This is a genomic window from Streptomyces sp. NPDC001393, from assembly GCF_053597455.1.
Genome location: NZ_JBSFIH010000025.1, coordinates 55,504 through 73,767, shown reverse-complemented (window position 1 = coordinate 73,767; position 18,264 = coordinate 55,504). Strand labels below are relative to the sequence as shown.

General features: G+C 73.8%; 14 protein-coding genes. 13 read left to right on the top strand and 1 reads right to left on the bottom strand.

What is annotated here, in order from left to right; translation table 11 throughout:
- Positions 1–187: 187 nt before the first annotated feature.
- From ACWC2T_RS25380 to cobI, 7 genes are read left to right on the top strand one after another with little or no spacing between them, the layout of a single operon-like run.
- Positions 188–1,159 (top strand): cobalamin biosynthesis protein, encoded by a 972-nt coding sequence (locus ACWC2T_RS25380; RefSeq protein WP_450672651.1) that lies wholly within the window; start codon positions 188–190, stop codon positions 1,157–1,159.
- The gene (locus ACWC2T_RS25375; protein WP_450672650.1) at positions 1,156–2,688 is read left to right on the top strand and encodes a cobyric acid synthase; all 1,533 of its coding nucleotides are present in this window, start codon (positions 1,156–1,158) and stop codon (positions 2,686–2,688) included. Before ACWC2T_RS25380 ends, ACWC2T_RS25375 begins: the two co-directional genes overlap by 4 nt.
- Positions 2,685–6,338: a cobaltochelatase subunit CobN gene (gene cobN, locus ACWC2T_RS25370; RefSeq protein WP_450672649.1), complete on the top strand. Its 3,654-nt coding sequence runs from the start codon at positions 2,685–2,687 to the stop codon at positions 6,336–6,338. Before ACWC2T_RS25375 ends, cobN begins: the two co-directional genes overlap by 4 nt.
- Positions 6,335–8,329: a putative cobaltochelatase gene (locus ACWC2T_RS25365; protein ID WP_450672648.1), complete on the top strand. Its 1,995-nt coding sequence runs from the start codon at positions 6,335–6,337 to the stop codon at positions 8,327–8,329. Before cobN ends, ACWC2T_RS25365 begins: the two co-directional genes overlap by 4 nt.
- Positions 8,329–8,928: a cob(I)yrinic acid a,c-diamide adenosyltransferase gene (gene cobO, locus ACWC2T_RS25360; protein WP_351209486.1), complete on the top strand. Its 600-nt coding sequence runs from the start codon at positions 8,329–8,331 to the stop codon at positions 8,926–8,928. The genes ACWC2T_RS25365 and cobO overlap by 1 nt, the downstream gene beginning before the upstream one ends.
- Positions 8,922–10,301, top strand: coding sequence for a cobyrinate a,c-diamide synthase (locus ACWC2T_RS25355; RefSeq protein WP_450672647.1), 1,380 nt, complete (start codon positions 8,922–8,924; stop codon positions 10,299–10,301). The genes cobO and ACWC2T_RS25355 overlap by 7 nt, the downstream gene beginning before the upstream one ends.
- Entirely contained in the window at positions 10,298–11,029 is a 732-nt protein-coding gene (gene cobI / locus ACWC2T_RS25350; RefSeq protein WP_450672646.1) for a precorrin-2 C(20)-methyltransferase, read from the top strand. Before ACWC2T_RS25355 ends, cobI begins: the two co-directional genes overlap by 4 nt.
- A 26-nt stretch (positions 11,030–11,055) precedes the next feature.
- Here cobI and ACWC2T_RS25345 read toward each other — a convergent pair whose 3' ends face one another.
- Positions 11,056–11,787: a ZIP family metal transporter gene (locus ACWC2T_RS25345; protein WP_450672645.1), complete on the bottom strand. Its 732-nt coding sequence runs from the start codon at positions 11,785–11,787 to the stop codon at positions 11,056–11,058.
- A 117-nt stretch (positions 11,788–11,904) separates the two neighbouring features.
- Between ACWC2T_RS25345 and cobM the strand changes: the two genes are divergently transcribed.
- Genes cobM through cobC form a run of 6 tightly spaced genes read left to right on the top strand, consistent with a single transcriptional unit; the run spans position 11,905 to position 18,222 of the window.
- The gene (gene cobM / locus ACWC2T_RS25340) at positions 11,905–12,723 is read left to right on the top strand and encodes a precorrin-4 C(11)-methyltransferase (protein WP_450672644.1); all 819 of its coding nucleotides are present in this window, start codon (positions 11,905–11,907) and stop codon (positions 12,721–12,723) included.
- Positions 12,720–13,967, top strand: coding sequence for a precorrin-6y C5,15-methyltransferase (decarboxylating) subunit CbiE (gene cbiE, locus ACWC2T_RS25335; protein ID WP_450672643.1), 1,248 nt, complete (start codon positions 12,720–12,722; stop codon positions 13,965–13,967). Before cobM ends, cbiE begins: the two co-directional genes overlap by 4 nt.
- Positions 13,964–15,634 carry a precorrin-3B C(17)-methyltransferase gene (gene cobJ / locus ACWC2T_RS25330; RefSeq protein ID WP_450672642.1) on the top strand — a complete coding sequence of 557 codons (1,671 nt, stop codon included), beginning with the start codon at positions 13,964–13,966 and terminating at the stop codon, positions 15,632–15,634. Before cbiE ends, cobJ begins: the two co-directional genes overlap by 4 nt.
- Positions 15,631–16,218, top strand: coding sequence for a precorrin-8X methylmutase (locus ACWC2T_RS25325; protein ID WP_450672641.1), 588 nt, complete (start codon positions 15,631–15,633; stop codon positions 16,216–16,218). Before cobJ ends, ACWC2T_RS25325 begins: the two co-directional genes overlap by 4 nt.
- Positions 16,215–17,171, top strand: a complete 957-nt coding sequence (locus ACWC2T_RS25320; protein WP_450672640.1) for a sirohydrochlorin chelatase — start codon at positions 16,215–16,217, stop codon at positions 17,169–17,171. Before ACWC2T_RS25325 ends, ACWC2T_RS25320 begins: the two co-directional genes overlap by 4 nt.
- Positions 17,161–18,222, top strand: coding sequence for an Rv2231c family pyridoxal phosphate-dependent protein CobC (gene cobC, locus ACWC2T_RS25315; RefSeq protein ID WP_450672639.1), 1,062 nt, complete (start codon positions 17,161–17,163; stop codon positions 18,220–18,222). The genes ACWC2T_RS25320 and cobC overlap by 11 nt, the downstream gene beginning before the upstream one ends.
- The last annotated feature ends 42 nt before the right edge of the window (positions 18,223–18,264 follow it).

Genomic DNA, 18,264 nt, shown 5'->3' with positions numbered 1-18,264 from the left:
ACCAGGCGCTCCGCGGGGAGTGCCACGACAGGCCGTCGGTCGTCCGCAGGCCCGTCGTGGCTGGTCGCTCCCCCAAGTTCTCGGCTTCGCTCGAACCCGGGGGGACCCCCATCCCGGCGGCAGCCGCTTGTCCCACTCAGCCCCGCGCCCCTTCGGGGCGCTGCTGCCATCCACCTCGGCTGAGCCGATGGGTGCCGATCGCAGTTACGCGTACGGCGCCGCCGCCGGCCTTCTCGGTGATCTGCTCCTCGGCGATCCGCGCCGCGGGCATCCGGTCGCCGCGTTCGGACGTGCGGCCGCTGCCGTGGACCGCGCGTTGTGGCACGACCACCGCGGCTGGGGCGCCGTGCACACCGCCGTGTGCGCCGGTGGCGCCGTCGCGCTCGGCACGCTGGCCGCACGCGCCGTACGCCCCTCCCCCGCCGCCTCCGTCGCGCTGACCGCCGCCGCCACCTGGGCGGTCGTGGGCAGTACCTCGCTCGCCCGGGAGGCCCGCACGATCGGGCGCGCCCTGGAGTTCGGGGACGTCGAGGCGGCCCGCGCCCGGCTGCCGCATCTGTGCGGCCGGGACCCGCAGGCGCTGGACGCCGACGGGATCGCCCGGGCCGTGGTCGAGTCGGTCGCCGAGAACACCTCCGACGCCGTGGTGGGCGCCCTGGTGTGGGGAGCCGTGGCCGGGGTGCCGGGGCTGCTGGGCTTCCGGGCCGTCAACACCCTGGACGCGATGGTCGGTCACCGGTCCCCCCGCTACCGCCGCTACGGCTGGGCCTCCGCCCGGCTCGACGACCTGTCCGGCTGGCCGGGGGCCCGGCTGACCGCCGTACTCGCCGCCGCAGCCGGACCCGACCCGCTCGGTGCCCTGCGCGCCTGGAAGGCCGATGCCCGCAGGCACCCGAGCCCCAACGCCGGGCCCGTGGAGGCCTCCTTCGCCGGCGCACTCGGCGTCCGCCTGGGGGGCACGCTCTCCTACGGCGGCCGCGTCGAGCACCGGCCCGTGCTCAACGGCGACGCCGGCCGGGCCGTCCGGGTCTCCGACATCGACCGGGCCGTACGGCTCTCCCGCCGCGTCGGCCTGCTCGCGCTCGGCACCACGGTCGCCGCGCGCCTCCTCGTCAGCAGCGTCAAGAGCCTCAGGAGCCCGAAGGGACGTGGGAAGTGAACGGGGGACTCCTCGTCGCCGGCACCACCTCCGACGCCGGCAAGAGCGTCGTGACGGCCGGGATCTGCCGGTGGCTGGTGCGTCAGGGCGTGAAGGTGGCGCCGTTCAAGGCGCAGAACATGTCGCTCAACTCCTTCGTGACCCGCGAGGGCGCGGAGATCGGCCGGGCCCAGGCCATGCAGGCCCAGGCGTGCCGGATCGAGCCGACCGCGCTGATGAACCCGGTGCTGCTCAAGCCGGGCGGCGAACAGAGCAGCCAGGTGGTGCTGCTGGGCAGGCCGGTGGGCGAGCTGAGCGCGCGCGGGTACCACGGCGGACGCCAGCAGAAGCTGCTCGGCACGGTGCTGGACTGCCTGGCCGAGTTGCGGGGCACGTATGACGCGGTGATCTGTGAGGGCGCGGGCAGCCCGGCCGAGATCAATCTGCGCCGGACCGACATCGTCAACATGGGGATCGCGCGGAACGCGCGGCTGCCCGTGCTCGTCGTCGGCGACATCGACCGGGGCGGCGTCTTCGCGTCCTTCTTCGGGACCCTGGCGCTGCTCTCGCCCGAGGACCAGGACCTGGTCGCCGGGTTCCTCGTGAACAAGTTCCGGGGCGATGTCAGCCTGCTGGAGCCCGGCTTGGACATGCTTCAGGGCCTGACCGGGCGGCGGACCTACGGCGTCCTGCCCTTCCGGCACGGGCTCGGCATCGACGAGGAGGACGGGCTGCGGGTCTCGTTGCGCGGCACCGTGCGCGAGTCGACCGTGACGCCGCCCGTCGGTGAGGACGTACTGCGCGTCGCCGTGTGCGCGATCCCGCTGATGTCCAACTTCACGGACGTGGACGCGCTGGCCGCCGAACCGGGGGTCGTGGTGCGGTTCGTGGACCGCCCGGAGGAGCTGGCGGACGCCGACCTGGTGGTGATCCCGGGCACGCGCGGGACCGTACGGGCCCTGGAGTGGCTGCGGGAGCGCGGGCTCGCGGACGCCCTCGTCCGAAGGGCCGCCGAAGGACGCCCGGTCCTCGGCATCTGCGGCGGCTTCCAGATCCTCGGCGAGCGCATCGAGGACGAGGTCGAATCGCGCGCCGGCGCGGTCGACGGGCTCGGCGTGCTGCCCGTGCGGGTGCGGTTCGCCCGCGACAAGACCCTCACCCGGCCGGCCGGCGAGGCCCTCGGCGAGCGGGTCGAGGGGTACGAGATCCACCACGGGGTCGCCGAAGTCACCGGCGGCGAAGGGTTCATCTCTGATGACAAGGGACACAGCCTGGACGGCTGCCGGGTCGGCCACACCTGGGGCACCCACTGGCACGGTTCGCTCGAGTCGGACGGCTTCCGGCGGGCTTTCCTGCGCGAGGTGGCCGCCGCCGCGGGCCGCCGCTTCGTGCCCGCACCCGGCACCTCCTTCGCCGCGCTGCGCGAGGAGCAGCTCGACCGGCTCGGCGACCTGATCGAACAGCACGCGGACACGGACGCGCTGTGGCGGCTCATCGAGTCGGGCGCGCCGCAAGGACTGCCTTTCATCCCACCGGGAGCGCCTGCATGAGCACAGTGTTGTTGTTGTCGACCGCCGACACGGATCTGCTGGCGGCCCGGGCCTCCGGCGCGGACTATCGGATCGGCAACCCGACGCGGGTGGACGTCGAGCAGGAGCTGCCGGAGCTGCTGGAGGGCGCGGACCTCGCCGTCGTACGGCTGCTGGGCGGCAAGCGGGCCTGGGAGGAGGGGCTGGCCGTGCTGCGGGCGTCCGGTGTCCCGACCGTGCTGCTGGGCGGCGAGGCCGTCCCCGACGCCGAGCTGATGGCCGAGTCGTCGGTGCCGGCCGGTGTGGTGGCGGAGGCGCTGAAGTACCTGGTCGAGGGCGGCCCCGCGAACCTGCTGGAGCTGTCCCGGTTCCTGTCGGACACCGTGCTGCTCACCGGCGAGGGCTTCGAGGAGCCGCGGAAGATGCCGGAGTACGGCGTCCACGGCGATCGTGCCCTCGTCGACGGACGCCCGACCGTGGGCGTGCTCTTCTACCGGGCGCACGAGCTCAGCGGCAACACCGCCTTCGTGGACACCCTGTGCGACGCCATCGAGGCGAAGGGCGCCAACGCCCTCCCCGTCTACTGCGGTTCGCTGCGCGGTGCGGACGCCGGGCTGTACGAGCTGCTGGCGAAGGCCGACGCGCTGGTCGCGACCGTGCTGGCGGCCGGCGGTACCCACGCCTCGCAGGCCTCGGCGGGCGGCGACGAGGAGTCCTGGGACATCGGTGCGCTCGCCGACCTCGACATCCCGGTTCTCCAGGGGCTCTGTCTGACCTCGTCGAAAGAGGCCTGGGAGGAGTCGGACGCGGCGCTCTCCCCCATGGACGCGGCGATGCAGGTCGCGATCCCGGAGTTCGACGGCCGGCTGATCACCGTGCCGTTCTCCTTCAAGGAGCATGGCCCGGACGAGGTCCCGGTGTACGTCGCCGATCCGGAGCGGGCCGCGCGGGTGGCCGGAATCGCCCTACGGCACGCGCGGTTGAAGCACAAGCCGAACGCCGAGAAGAGGATCGCGCTGGTCTTCACCGCGTACCCGACCAAGCACTCCCGGGTCGGCAACGCGGTCGGCCTGGACACACCCGCGTCGGCGGTGCGCGTCCTGGACGCCCTCCGGGAAGCCGGCTACGGCGTCACCGAATACCCCTCCGGCGGCGACGAGTTGATCCACCGGCTGATCGAGGCCGGCGGCCATGACGTGGAGTGGCTGACCGAGGAGCAGCTGGCGGCGGCGCCCGCGCGGGTGCCGCTGGCCGACTACCGGGCCTGGTTCGACAAGCTCGATGCGGACCTCAGGGCAGCCATGGTGGAGGCGTGGGGCGAACCGCCGGGCTCGCTGTACGTCGACGGCGACGACGTCGTGCTGGCGTCCCTGCAGTTCGGGAACGTCGTCGTCATGATCCAGCCGCCGCGCGGCTTCGGCGAGAACCCGATCGCGATCTACCACGACCCCGACATGCCGCCGTCGCACCACTACATGGCGGCGTACAGGTGGCTGGAGAACAGTTTCGGCGCGGACGCGATCGTGCACATGGGCAAGCACGGCACGATGGAGTGGCTGCCCGGCAAGGGGCTGGGACTGTCGCGGGGGTGCGCGCCGGACGCCGTGCTCGGCGACCTGCCGCTGATCTACCCGTTCATCGTCAACGACCCCGGCGAGGGCACCCAGGCCAAGCGGCGCGGGCACGCCACGGTGGTCGACCACCTGGTGCCGCCGATGGCACGTGCGGACACCTACGGCGACCTGGCCAAGCTGGAACAGCTGCTGGACGAGTACGCGCTCGTCTCCGACCTGGACCCGGCGAAGGCCCCGGCCGTCCGCGCCCAGATCTGGACGCTGGTCAAGGCGGCCGAGCTGCACCACGACCTGCATGTGGACGAGCAGCCGGACGACGAGGCGTTCGACGAGTTCGTCATGCACATCGACGGCTATCTGTGCGAGATCAAGGACGTGCAGATCCGCGACGGCCTGCACATCCTGGGCGGCGGCCCGGTGGGCGAGCCGCGCGTGAACCTGGTGCTGGCCGTGCTGCGGGCATCCCAGGTGTGGGGCGGGCAGGCGAACGCGCTGCCGGGGCTGCGGGCCACGCTGGCGGCCCATTTCGGCCTGGTGGAGAAGGAGTTGCTGGCCGAGCCGGGCGCTCCGGTGAAGGTGCCGGTGGAGCTGACGGACCTGGTGCAGGGTCCGGCCCGTACGGCGTCCGACGCGATCGACCTCCTGGAGCTGCTGTGCCGGCGGATCGCGGAGGGCATGGAGGCGCGGGCCTGGGACCGCGCGGCCGTACCGGCGGTCCTGAGTGACGCCCTCGGCAGCGAACTCCCGGATGCCGTGGCCGTTTTGGAGTTCGCGTGCGAGGAGGTCGTACCGCGGCTGGCGAGGACCACGGACGAGATCGGGCACATCCTGCGGGCGCTGGACGGCGGTTACGTCCCGGCGGGTCCGTCGGGGTCCCCGACCCGTGGCCTGGTGAACGTGCTGCCGACCGGCCGTAACTTCTACTCGGTCGACCCCAAGGCGATCCCGTCCCGGCTGAGCTGGGAGGTCGGACAGTCGCTCGCCGACTCCCTGGTGCAGAGGTATCTGCAGGACACGGGCGAGTACCCGAAGTCCGTCGGCCTGACCGTCTGGGGTACGTCCGCGATGCGCACCCAGGGTGACGACATCGCCGAGATCCTGGCGCTGCTGGGCTGCCGCCCGGTCTGGGACGACGCCTCGCGCCGGGTGACCGGCTTCGAGATCGTGCCCCTGGCGGAGCTGGGCCGACCGCGCGTCGACGTCACGGTCCGCATCTCCGGGTTCTTCCGGGACGCGTTCCCGCATGTGGTGGGGCTGATCGACGACGCGGTGCGGGCGGTGGCGGAGCTGGACGAGCCGGCCGAGAGCAACTTCGTGAAGGCCCACGCTGACGAGGACACCGCCGAGCACGGTGACCGGCGCCGGGCCACGGCCCGTATCTTCGGCTCGAAGCCCGGAGCGTACGGCGCCGGTCTGCTGCCGCTGATCGACGCCCGGAACTGGCGCAGCGACGCGGATCTGGCCGAGGTGTACGCCGTCTGGGGCGGTTACGCCTACGGGCGCGGGCTCGACGGGCGGGCGGCGCGCGGGGACATGGAGACAGCGTTCAAGCGCATCGCCGTTGCGGCGAAGAACGTCGACACCCGCGAGCACGACCTGGTCGACGCCGACGACTACTTCCAATACCACGGCGGCATGGTGGCGATGGTCCGGCATCTGACCGGCGCCAACCCCGAGGCCTACGTGGGCGACAGCGCCGTACCGGACCAGGTGAGGACGCGGACGCTGGGCGAGGAGACACATCGCGTGTTCCGAGCGCGGGTGGTCAACCCGCGCTGGATGGCGGCCATGCGCCGGCACGGCTACAAGGGCGCCTTCGAGATGGCGGCCACCGTGGACTACCTGTTCGGGTACGACGCCACCGCCGGCGTGGTCGACGACTGGATGTACGAGAAGCTCAGCGCGGAGTACGTCTTCGACCCGGAGAACCGGGACTTCATGGAGAAGTCCAACCCGTGGGCGCTGCGCGGCATCACCGAGCGGCTGCTGGAGGCGGCGGACCGGGGCCTGTGGGCCGAGCCCGACGCGGACACGCTGGAGCGGCTGCGCGCCACCTACCTGGAGCTGGAAGGCGACTTGGAGGGCGACGACCAGTGACAACCCCCTTCCCCTTTACGGCCGTCGTGGGCCAGGACGACCTGCGGCTCGCGCTGCTGCTGAACGCCGTGTCCCCGGCGGTCGGCGGTGTGCTGGTGCGCGGCGAGAAGGGCACGGCCAAGTCGACGGCGGTGCGCGCCCTTTCGGCACTGCTGCCCGAGGTTGCCATCGTCCCCGGCTGCCGGTTCTCCTGCGACCCGGCGGCACCGGATCCGTCGTGCCCGGACGGCCCGCACGAGCCGGGGCCGGATGCGCACCGGCCCGCCCGGATGGTCGAGCTGCCGGTCGGCGCCTCGGAGGACCGGCTGGTCGGCGCGCTCGACATCGAAAGGGCGCTCTCGGAGGGCGTCAAAGCGTTCGAACCGGGGCTCCTTGCCAGCGCGCACCGAGGCATCCTCTACGTTGACGAAGTCAACTTGTTGCACGACCACCTCGTCGACCTCTTGTTGGACGCGGCAGCAATGGGCGCCTCGTACGTCGAGCGCGAAGGCGTCTCCGTACGGCACGCGGCCCGGTTCCTGCTCGTCGGCACCATGAACCCGGAGGAGGGCGAGCTGCGGCCTCAGTTGCTCGACCGGTTCGGACTCACCGTGGAGGTTGCCGCCTCGCGGGAGCCGGAGCAGCGGGTGGAGGTCGTACGGCGGCGGCTGGCGTACGACGACGACCCGGCCGCCTTCGCCGCGCGGTGGGCGGACGAGGAAGCTGCCGTACGGCAACGGATCGTAGCGGCGCGGGAGTTGCTGCCGCAGGTGCGGCTGGGCGACGGTGCGCTGCGGCAGATCGCGGCGACCTGTGCCGCCTTCGAGGTGGACGGGATGCGGGCCGACATCGTGATGGCGCGGACGGCGACCGCGCTGGCCGCGTGGGCCGGGCGGACCGACGTGCTCGCCGAGGACGTACGGCAGGCCGCACTGCTCGCGCTGCCGCACCGCAGGCGCCGCAACCCCTTCGACGCGCCGGGTCTGGACGAGGACAAGCTGGACGAGACGCTGGAGCAGTTCTCCGGCGAGAGCGACGACGATCCCGATCCCGACGGGCCCAGCGGCGGTGGGCAGCCCACGCCCGACTCCGGTCCGCAGGGCGGCGGGGACACCGCCGCGCGCCCCGAGGCCGGTGAGTGCGGGGAACCTCAGGCGTCCGGCGCCGGGGAGCAGTCGGCCGTACGGGCCGCCGAGCCGTTCCGGACCAAGGTGCTCAGCGTGCCCGGGATCGGTGAGGGTGCCGCCGGGCGGCGGTCGCGGGCGCGGACCGAGCACGGGCGGACGACCGGGGCCCGGCGTCCGCAGGGTGCGCTGACCAAGCTGCACCTGGCGGCGACCGTGCAGGCCGCTGCGCCGCACCAGCGGGCGCGCGGGCGGTCGGGGCCGGGGCTGGTGCTCCGCCGGGACGATCTGCGGCAGGCGACCCGGGAGGGGCGCGAGGGGAACCTCGTGCTGTTCGTCGTGGACGCCTCGGGGTCGATGGCGGCGCGGCAGCGGATGAGCGCCGTGAAGGGCGCCGTGCTGTCGCTGCTGCTGGACGCCTATCAGCGGCGGGACAAGGTGGGGCTGGTGACCTTCCGGGGGTCGGCCGCCGAGGTGGCGCTGCCGCCGACCTCCTCCGTCGACTCCGCCGCCGCACGGCTGGAGTCGCTGCCCACCGGCGGCCGTACGCCGCTCGCGGCCGGGCTGCTCAAGGCGCACGAGGTGCTGCGCGTGGAGCGGCTGCGGGATCCGGCGCGGCGGGCTCTGGTGGTCGTGGTGACCGACGGGCGCGCCACGGGTGGCCCCGAGCCGGTCGCGCTGGCCGGGCGTGCGGCGCGGTTGTTCGCGGCCGAGTCGGTCGCCTCGGTGGTCGTGGACTGCGAGTCGGGTCCGGTGCGGCTCGGGCTCGCCGGGCAGCTCGCCGCCGAGCTGGGCGGTATGGCCGTCACGCTGGACGAGCTGCGGGCCGACTCGATCGCCGGGCTGGTCAGGGATGTGCAGGGGAACAGCAAGAGGAGGGCCGCGTAATGCCTCAGGGGCAGCCGAGTGTCGTACCCGATGACGGTCTGACGACTCGTCAGCGGCGGAATCGGCCGCTCGTCGTCGTGCACACCGGGATCGGGAAGGGCAAGTCGACCGCGGCGTTCGGGCTCGCGCTGCGGGCCTGGAACCAGGGGTGGCCCATCGGGGTGTTCCAGTTCGTCAAGTCGGCGAAGTGGAAGGTCGGCGAGGAGAACGCGCTGCGCGTGCTCGGCGCCTCCGGCGAGGGCGGGAGCGTCGCCTGGCACAAGATGGGCGAGGGCTGGTCGTGGGTGCAGCGCGACCGGCAGATGGACAACGAGGAGAAGGCCCGGGAGGGCTGGGAGCAGGTCAAGCGGGACCTGGCGGCCGAGACGTACCGGCTGTACGTGCTGGACGAGTTCGCCTACCCCATGCACTGGGGGTGGGTGGACACCGATGAGGTGATCTCCGTGCTGCGGGACCGTCCCGGGACCCAGCATGTCGTGATCACCGGGCGCAACGCGCCGGAGAAGCTGGTGGACTTCGCGGACCTCGTCACCGACATGTCCAAGGTCAAGCACCCCATGGACGTGGGGCAGAAGGGGCAGAAGGGCATCGAGTGGTGACATCGTCGGTGCCTCGGCTGGTCATTGCCGCGCCCTCCTCGGGCAGCGGCAAGACCACCGTCGCCACGGGGCTGATGGCCGCGTTCGCCGCGCGGGGGCTCGCCGTGTCCCCGCACAAGGTCGGGCCGGACTACATCGACCCCGGGTACCACACGCTCGCCACCGGGCGGGTGGGGCGCAACCTGGACGCGTATCTGTGCGGGCCGGAGCTGGTCGCTCCGCTGTTCCTGCACGGGGCACGGGGGTGTGACCTCGCCGTGGTCGAGGGTGTGATGGGGCTGTACGACGGGGCGGCGGGCGAGGGTGAACTCGCGTCCACCGCGCACGTCGCCAAGCTGCTGGGCGCTCCGGTGGTGCTGGTGGTCGACGCGTCGTCGCAGTCGCGGTCCGTCGCCGCGCTGGTGCACGGTTTCGCTTCCTGGGATCCCGAGGTGCGGGTCGGGGGCGTGATCCTGAACAAGGTCGCGTCCGACCGGCATGAGGAGTTGCTGCGGGAGGCGCTGGACTCGGCAGGGGTACCGGTGCTGGGTGCCTTGCGGCGGGCCGAGCAGGTGTCCACGCCTTCTCGGCATCTGGGGTTGGTGCCGGTTGCGGAGCGGGGCGCTGCGGCGGTCGACGCCGTCGCGGCGATGGCTGCGCAGGTGGCTCAGGGGTGCGACCTGGACGCCCTCGAAGCGCTTGCCCGTGCTGCAGGTGCCCTCCCAGGGGGCTCCGCCCCCTGGACCCCCGCCTCGCCCACCCACCACCCGACTCGCTCGGCCGAAAGGCGAAGGCCAGTAGTCGCCGTCGCCGGTGGCCCCGCCTTCACCTTCTCCTACGCCGAGCACCCCGAGCTGCTCGCCGCCGCCGGTGCCGAGGTCGTCACCTTCGACCCTCTGCGAGACGAGCAACTGCCCGACAACACCGCCGGGTTGGTCATCGGCGGCGGATTCCCCGAGGTGTACGCCGCCGAGCTGTCCGCCAACGAGCCGCTGCGCAAGGCCATCGCCGAGCTGGCCCTCTCCGGCGCCCCCGTGGCCGCCGAATGCGCCGGGCTGCTCTACCTGTGCCGGGAGCTGGACGGGCAGCCCATGTGCGGGGTGCTGGACGCCACCGCGCGGATGACGGAACGGCTGACCCTGGGCTACCGGGACGCCGTGGCCGTCGGAGACAGTTCGCTGGCCGCCGCGGGGACGCGGATGCGGGGGCACGAGTTTCACCGCACCGTCGTCGAGCCCGGCGCCGGCGCCGCGCCCGCGTGGGGTGTGCGGGCGCCCGCGCGGCGGGTCGAAGGTTTCGTACAGCGGGGCGTGCACGCGAGTTATCTGCACACGCACTGGGCGTCCGAGCCCGGTGTCGCCCATCGGTTCGTGGAGAGGTGCCGGACGTCATGAGCAGCAGGCTGGTCGGGGTCGGGGTGGGGCCCGGGGATCCGGAGCTGGTGACCGTCAAGGGCGTCAACGCCCTTCGGGGCGCCGAGGTCGTCGTCGTCCCCGTCATGGACACCGGGGAGCGGGGCCGGGCCGAGGCGACCGTGTTGCACTACGTGCCCGAGGACAAGGTCGTCCGGGTGGTGTTCGCGCTGAACGAGCGGAGGGACCGGGCGCGCCGGGAGGCCGCGTGGGACGCGGCGGGGGCCACCGTCGCCGGGTTGCTGGAGCGGCACGCGTCCGTCGCCTTCGCCACCATCGGCGACCCGAACGTGTACTCGACGTTCACCTATCTCGCGCAGACGATCGCCGGGCTGGTGCCGGGTGTGGTCGTGGAGACCGTGCCCGGGATCACCGCCATGCAGGATCTGGCGGCCCGGTCCGGTGCCGTGCTGGCCGAGGGCACCGAGCCGCTGACGCTGGTGCCGGTGACGGCCGGGTCCGCCGTGCTCAAGGAGGCGCTGGCCGGGCCGGGGACCGTCGTCGCGTACAAGTTCGGGCGGCAGGCCGCCGAGGTCGCCGAGGCGCTGAAGGAGAACGGGCGGCTGGCGGATGCCGTCTGGGGTTCGGCGCTGGGGCTGCCGGAGGAGTCGGTGCGGCCGGCCGCCGAGCTGGACGGGACGCCGTTGCCGTATCTGTCGACGCTGATCGCGCCCCCGCGGCGGGACGGCGGCCGGGGCGGGAAGCTGTGAGCGACACCCGGTGGGCGGCCGCCCGGTCAGCCGCCGGACAGACCCACCACCACCCAGATGAAGGCCGCGCCCGCCACCGTGCACAGCAGGGTGGAGCGCGCGGGGTGCTCGTGGTGGGCCTCGGGCAGGATCTCGGCGGCGGCGAGGTAGAGCAGGACGCCGCCGAAGAGGCCCAGGTAGCCGCCGAGCGCCGCCTCGGGGATGTGGAAGAACGCGGTCGACAGCGCGCCCAGCACGGGTGCGCAGGCGTCGGCCACCAGCATCGCGATCGCCCGGCGGCGGGCGTTGCCGTACAGGCTCGTGATGGTGAAGGTGTTGAAGCCGTCGGCGAAGTCGTGTGCGATCACGGCGAGCGCCACGGCCGCGCCCATGCCGCCGCCGACCTGGAAGGCCGCGCCGATCGCCACGCCGTCCATCGCGCTGTGGCCCACCATCGCGGCGGCCGCCACGAGGCCCACCTCCGGCGCCCGGTGATTGTGCTCGGCACCGCCGTGCGCGGCCTGCCGGGCGGCCAGGGTGCGCTCCACCAGGTGGGCCAGCAGGAACCCGGCCACGAACAGCAGCAGGGCGGCCGGTACGCCGAAGATCTCGCGGCCGGCCGCGTGCAGCGCCTCCGGCAGCAGGTCCAGGCCGACCACGCCCAGCATCAGACCGCCGGCCAGGCCCAGGACCAGGTGCCGCCGGTCGGTCACGCGCTGTGCCGTCCAGCCGCCGGCCAGCGTCATCAGGAACGCGCCGAGCGCGACGAAGACCGCCATAGGCCCTTGCTATCCGATCCAGGTGCCTTCGCGCACATCCGGCCGCGCCCACATCGGTGCCGAACCTGATTTTTCCCCCGCTTTTCATCCATGATCCCGTACGAGAGGACCCTCCCCATGGCCGATGCCCCCACCGGCAAGGTGACGTTCGTCGGTGCCGGCCCCGGCGCCGCCGATCTGCTGACGTTCCGCGCCGCGCGCGCCATCGCGGAGGCGGACGTGGTGATCTGGGCGGCGAGCCTGGTCCAGGCGGAGGTCCTCGAGCACGCGCGCGCGGACGCGGAGATCCTGGACTCGGCGACCATGCCCCTGGAGGAGGTCGTCGCCGTCTACCGGCGCGCCCACGGCGAGGGGCTGAGGGTGGCGCGGATCCACTCCGGCGACCCGGCGCTGTGGGGCGGCACGCAGGAGCAGCTGGACCGGTGCGCGGAGATCGGGATCGAGACCGAGGTCGTCCCCGGGGTCTCCGCCTTCTCCGCCGTCGCCGCTCTCGCACAGCGCGAGCTCACCATCCCCGAGGTGGCGCAGTCCGTCGTCCTCACCCGGCTGGGTGGTGGCAAGACGCCGATGCCGCCCGGCGAGGAGGTGCGCGAGTTCGCCCGGCACGGTACGACGATGGCGATCTTCCTGTCGGCGGCGCGCAGCGGGCAGCTGGTGCGCGAGCTGCTGGAGGGCGGCTACCCGACGGACACCCCCGTGGTCGTCGCCTACCAGGCGACCTGGCCGGAGGAGCTGGTCGTGCGGTGCACGGTCGGCACGCTGGAGGAGACGGTCAAGGAGCACAAGCTCTGGAAGCACACGCTCTTCCTGGTCGGCCCGGCGCTGGACGCGCACGGGACGCGGTCGCATCTGTACCACCCCGGTCACTTCCACGGGTACCGCAAGGCCGACCCGGAGGCCCGGCGGGCCCTGCGGGAGCGCGGAGCGAGCAGTTGATCACGGTCGTCGGGACGGGGACGGGCGCGCCGGTCACCGAGGACGTCCTCGCGGGGGCCGCCCTGGTGGTCGGCGGGCGCCGGCACCTGGACGCGGTACGGCTGCCGGAGGGCGCCGAGCGGGTCGTGCTCGGGCCGCTGGCGCCCGCCCTGGAGACGATCGCCGAGTATGTCGACAAAGAGCTTCCGGTGCTGGTGCTGGCCTCCGGTGATCCGGGGTTCTTCGGGATCGTGCGGGTGCTGGCCGAGCGGTTCGGGTCGCGGCGGCTGAAGGTGCGGCCCGGGGTCTCGTCCGTGGCCACCGCGTTCGCGCGGGCGGGGCTGCCCTGGGACGACGCCGTGGTCGTCAGCGCGCACGGCCGGGAGCTGCGTACGGCGGTCAACGTGTGCCGGGCGCGGCCGAAGGTGGCGGTGCTGACGGGGCCGGGCGCGGGTCCGGCGGAACTGGGGGCGGCGCTGCGGCACGGGGCACGGGGGCCGGAGCGTCTCCTCGTCGTCGCCCGTGCCCTCGGCTCCGCGGCGGAGCGCGTCGAGCGGGTCACGCCGGCCGAGGCCGCCGCCCGGGACTGGGGCTCGGACGTCAGCGTGGTGCTGTGCCTCGATCAGGCTCGCGCCCTCGGTGGGGTGCGCACGGTCGCCGGGGTGCCGGCCGGGCCTGCCGGGTGGGCCCTGGACGAGGGCGAGTTCGCCCACCGCGACTCGATGATCACCAAGTTCGAGGTGCGGGCGCTGGCGCTGGCCCGGCTGGGGCCCCGGCTGGGCGACCTGGTGTGGGACGTCGGCGCCGGGTCGGGCTCGGTGGCGGTGGAGTGCGCGCGGCTCGGCGCGGCCGTCGTCGCCGTGGAGAAGGCGGCGGACGGCGTGGAGCGGATCCGCGCCAACGCCCGCGCCCACGGCGTGGACGTGGACGTGGTGCACGGCTCGGCGCCAAAGGCCCTGGACGGGCTCGCCGACGATCCCGACGCCGTGTTCGTCGGCGGCGGGGGGCGCGAACTGCCCGCCGTCGTCACCGCGTGCGCCCGGCGGGCCCGGCGTACGGTCGTCGTCGCCATGGCGGCGCTGGACCGCGTACCGGCGGCGCGCGAGGCGCTCACGGCCGCCGGGTTCACCTGCGACGGGGTGCTGCTGCAGTCGTCGCGCCTGGCGCCGCTGCCCGGGGACGTGACCCGGCTCGCGGCGACCAACCCTGTGTTTCTGCTCTGGGGCGTCAGAGCCCCGGTGCCTAGTGAAGGAGTGTTCCAGTGATCGGCCTGATTTCCGCCACCGCGGCGGGGGCGGCGGCGCGGGACCGGCTGGCCGCGGCCTGGCCGGGCCGGGCGCGGGTGTACGAGGGTCCCGTCGGGGAGGCGGTGCGGGCCGCGTTCGCCGAGTGCGAGCAGCTGGTGTGCTTCCTGGCGACGGGCGCGGCGGTACGGCTGCTCGCGCCGCTGCTCGGCGACAAGACGGCCGACCCCGGCGTGGTGTGCGTCGACGAGGGCGGCCGGTTCGCGGTGTCGCTGGTCGGCGGGCACGGCGGCGGCGCCAACGAACTCGCCCGGGAGGTCGGTGAGTTGCTGGGTGCCGAGCCGGTGGTGACGACCGCGACGGACTCGGTGGGGCTGGCGGGCCTGGACACGCTGGGGCTGCCGTACGAGGGCTCGGTCGCGACCGTGTCGCGCGCCCTGCTGGACGGCGAACCGGTCGCGTTGGAGACGGAGTTGGCGTGGCCGCTGCCGCCGCTGCCGGTCTCGCCGCGGGGCGCGTACACGATCCGGCTCACCGACCGGGACGTCGAACCCGGCGAGCGCGAGGTGCTGCTGAGGCCGCCGTCCCTGGTGGTCGGGGTCGGTGCGTCCAGGGGCGCGCCGGTGGAGGAGGTCCTCGGGCTGGTCGAGGCGGCGCTGCGGGAAGCAGGGCTGTCGCACAGGTCCGTGGCCGAACTCGCCACCGTGGACGCCAAGGCGGAGGAGCCGGGCCTCGTGGCCGCCGCCGAGCGACTGGGGGTGCCCCTGGTGACGTACTCCGCCGGGGAGCTGGCCGCCGTCGAGGTGCCCAATCCCTCACACGCGCCGCTCGCGGCCGTCGGCACCCCGTCGGTGGCGGAGGCCGCCGCCCTGCTGCGCGGCGGTGAACTCCTCGTGCCGAAGCGGAAGTCGGCCATGGCGACGTGTGCCGTCGTACGGCGTCCGGGGCGCGGGCGGCTCGCGGTGGTCGGGCTCGGACCCGGCGCACGGGACCTGCTCACCCCGCGTGCCACGGCCGAACTCCGGCGCGCTTCCGTGCTGGTGGGCCTCGACCAGTACGTGGACCAGATCCGCGATCTGCTGCGGCCCGGCACCCGGGTGCTTCAGTCGGGGCTCGGCGCCGAGGAGGAGCGGGCCCGTACGGCGGTCGCCGAGGCCCGCAAGGGGCACGCGGTCGCGCTGATCGGCAGCGGGGACGCCGGTGTGTACGCCATGGCCTCCCCGGCGCTCGCCGAGGCGTCGGACGACATCGACGTGGTCGGGGTGCCCGGGGTGACGGCCGCGCTGGCCGCCGGGGCGATCCTGGGTGCGCCGCTGGGCCACGACCACGTGTCCATCAGCCTGTCCGACCTGCACACGCCGTGGGAGGTCATCGAGCGGCGGGTGCGGGCGGCCGCCGAGGCGGACATCGTCGTCACCTTCTACAACCCGCGCTCCCGGGGCCGCGACTGGCAGCTGCCGAAGGCGCTCGGCATCCTCGCCGAGCACCGGGAGCCGGGCACGCCGGTCGGTGTCGTCTGCAACGCCTCCCGGCCGGACGAGTCGAGCCGGGTGACCACGCTCGCCGGGCTGGACCCGGCGAGCGTCGACATGATGACGGTCGTCACCGTGGGCAACACCGCCACCCGGACCATCGCCGGGCGCATGGTGACGCCGCGCGGCTACCGCTGGCAGGAGGACAACCGGTGAACCGGATCGTGCACCCCATCGAGCAGGAGTCCTTCCGGCGGCTGCGCGCCCGCCTGGACACCTCGCACTTCCCGCCGCTGACCCGGGCCGTGGTGGAGCGGGTCATCCACTCCGCGGCCGACCTGGAGTACGCGACCGATCTCGTCATGGACGAGGGGGACCTGGCGAAGGCGCACGCGGCGCTGCACGCCGGGGCGCCGGTCGTCGTGGACGTGGAGATGGTCGCGGCCGGCATCACCCGGCGGGAGACCGTCTGCCGGCTGAAGGACGCCCGGTCCGGCCCCGGACTGACCCGCTCGGCCCATGCCGTCCGGCTCGCGTACGAGCAGGTCGGTCCCGGTGCCCTGTGGGTGATCGGCTGTGCGCCGACCGCCCTGGAGGAGCTGCTGACCCTGGACGTCTCCCCCGCGCTCGTCATCGGCCTGCCCGTCGGTTTCGTCGGCGCGGCCGAGTCCAAGGCCGCGTTGCGCGCGAGCGGGCTGCCCGCGGTGAGCAACGTGTCCGAGAAGGGCGGGTCGGCGGTCGCCGCCGCCGCGCTCAACGCCCTGCTGTACCACCCCGTTTCGTCTGAGGAGACCTCGTGACCACCCCGCCCGCCCTGCTCATCGCCGGCCACGGCACCCGTGACGACGCCGGAGCCGAGGCGTTCCGCGACTTCGTACGGGAGCTGGGGCGCCGCCATCCCGGGCTGCCCGTCGCCGGCGGTTTCATCGAGCTGTCCCCGCCGCCGCTGGGAGACGCCGTCACCGAGCTGGTCGAGCAGGGGGTACGCCGGTTCGCGGCCGTACCGCTGATGCTGGTCTCCGCCGGGCACGCCAAGGGCGACATCCCGGCCGCGCTGGCCCGCGAGAAGGAACGGCACCCGGGCATCTCGTACACCTACGGCCGTCCCCTGGGCCCGCATCCGGCCCTGCTGAGCGTGCTGGAGCGACGGCTGGACGACGCGCTGGGATCCTCCGCGCGGAGTCCCGAGGACCGGGCCGATGTGACGGTGCTGCTGGTGGGCCGCGGTTCGACGGACCCCGATGCCAACGCCGAGGTGTACAAGGCGGCGCGGCTGCTGTGGGAGGGCCGCGGATACGCCGGGGTGGAGACGGCGTTCGTGTCGCTGGCGGCGCCGGACGTGCCGAGCGGGCTGGACCGGTGCAAGGCGCTCGGGGCGCGCAGGATCGTCGTCCTCCCCTACTTCCTCTTCACCGGGATCCTGCCGGACCGGGTGCGGCAGCAGACCGAGGGGTGGGCGGCCGCGCACCCGGAGACCGAGGTGCGGTCGGCCGATGTCATCGGGCCCGAGCCGGAGCTGCTGGACCTGGTGATGGAGCGGTACGAGGAGGCCGTCAAGGGCGATCTGCGCATGAACTGCGACTCGTGCGTGTACCGGATCGCGCTGCCGGGCTTCGAGGACAAGGTGGGGCTGCCGCAGCAGCCGCACTTCCACCCCGACGATGACGACGGCCACCACATCCATGGACACGGGCATGGACACGGGCACGGGCATCACCATCACGGGGGGCACTCGCACAGCCATGCGCACTGAGGGCACCGGCCCGGGGCCGGATCTGCGGCATCACGGGGACGCCGAGGTACGGGACGAGGGGGCGGCGCTGGTCGACCTCGCCGTCAACGTCCGTGCGGACACGCCCCCTTCGTGGCTGCGGGAGGAGATCGCCGGCTCGCTGTCGTCCCTCGCGGCCTACCCGGACGGGCGGGCCGCGCGGGCGGCGGTGGCGGCGCGGCACGGGCTGCCGGTGGACCGGGTGCTGCTGACGGCGGGCGCGGCGGAGGCGTTCGTGCTGCTCGCCCGCGCGCTGAAGGTACGGCGACCGGTCGTGGTGCACCCGCAGTTCACCGAGCCGGAGGCGGCGCTCAGGGACGCGGGGCACACCGTGGACCGCGTGCTGCTGCGGGAGGAGGACGGGTTCCGGCTGGATCCGGCGGCGGTGCCGGAGGGCGCCGACCTGGTGGTGATCGGGAATCCGACCAATCCGACCTCGGTGCTGCATCCGGCGGAAGCGATCGCCCGACTCGCCCGGCCCGGCCGGGTGTTGGTGGTCGACGAGGCGTTCATGGACGCGGTGCCGGGTGAGCGGGAGGCGCTGGCCGGACGGACCGACGTGCCGGGGCTGGTCGTGCTGCGCAGTCTCACCAAGACGTGGGGGCTGGCCGGGCTGCGGATCGGGTATGTGCTGGCTCCCGCGGAGATCATCGCTTCGCTGGAGCGGGCGCAGCCGTTGTGGCCCGTCTCCACGCCGGCCCTGGCCGCCGCCCGGGCGTGTGTGGCGCCGCGGGCGCTGGCGGAGGCGGGGCATGCGGCGCATCGCATCGCGGCGGACCGGGGCCATCTGGTGGCGGGGCTGACGGAGTTCGCGTCCCGCGGGGTCCGGGTGGTGGAGCCTGCGGAGGGGCCGTTCGTGCTGGTCCGGATGCCGGGCGCTGCCGATGTACGACACCGGTTGCGTGAGCTGGGTTATGCGGTGCGGCGCGGGGACACGTTTCCGGGGCTCGGGGAGGAATGGGTGCGGGTGGCCGTGCGGGACCGTGGGACAGTGAACGGATTCCTGAAGGCGCTGTCGGCTGTGCTTCCGTAACCGGGGCTCCGCCCCCTGGCCCCCCGCCTCGCCCACCCACCA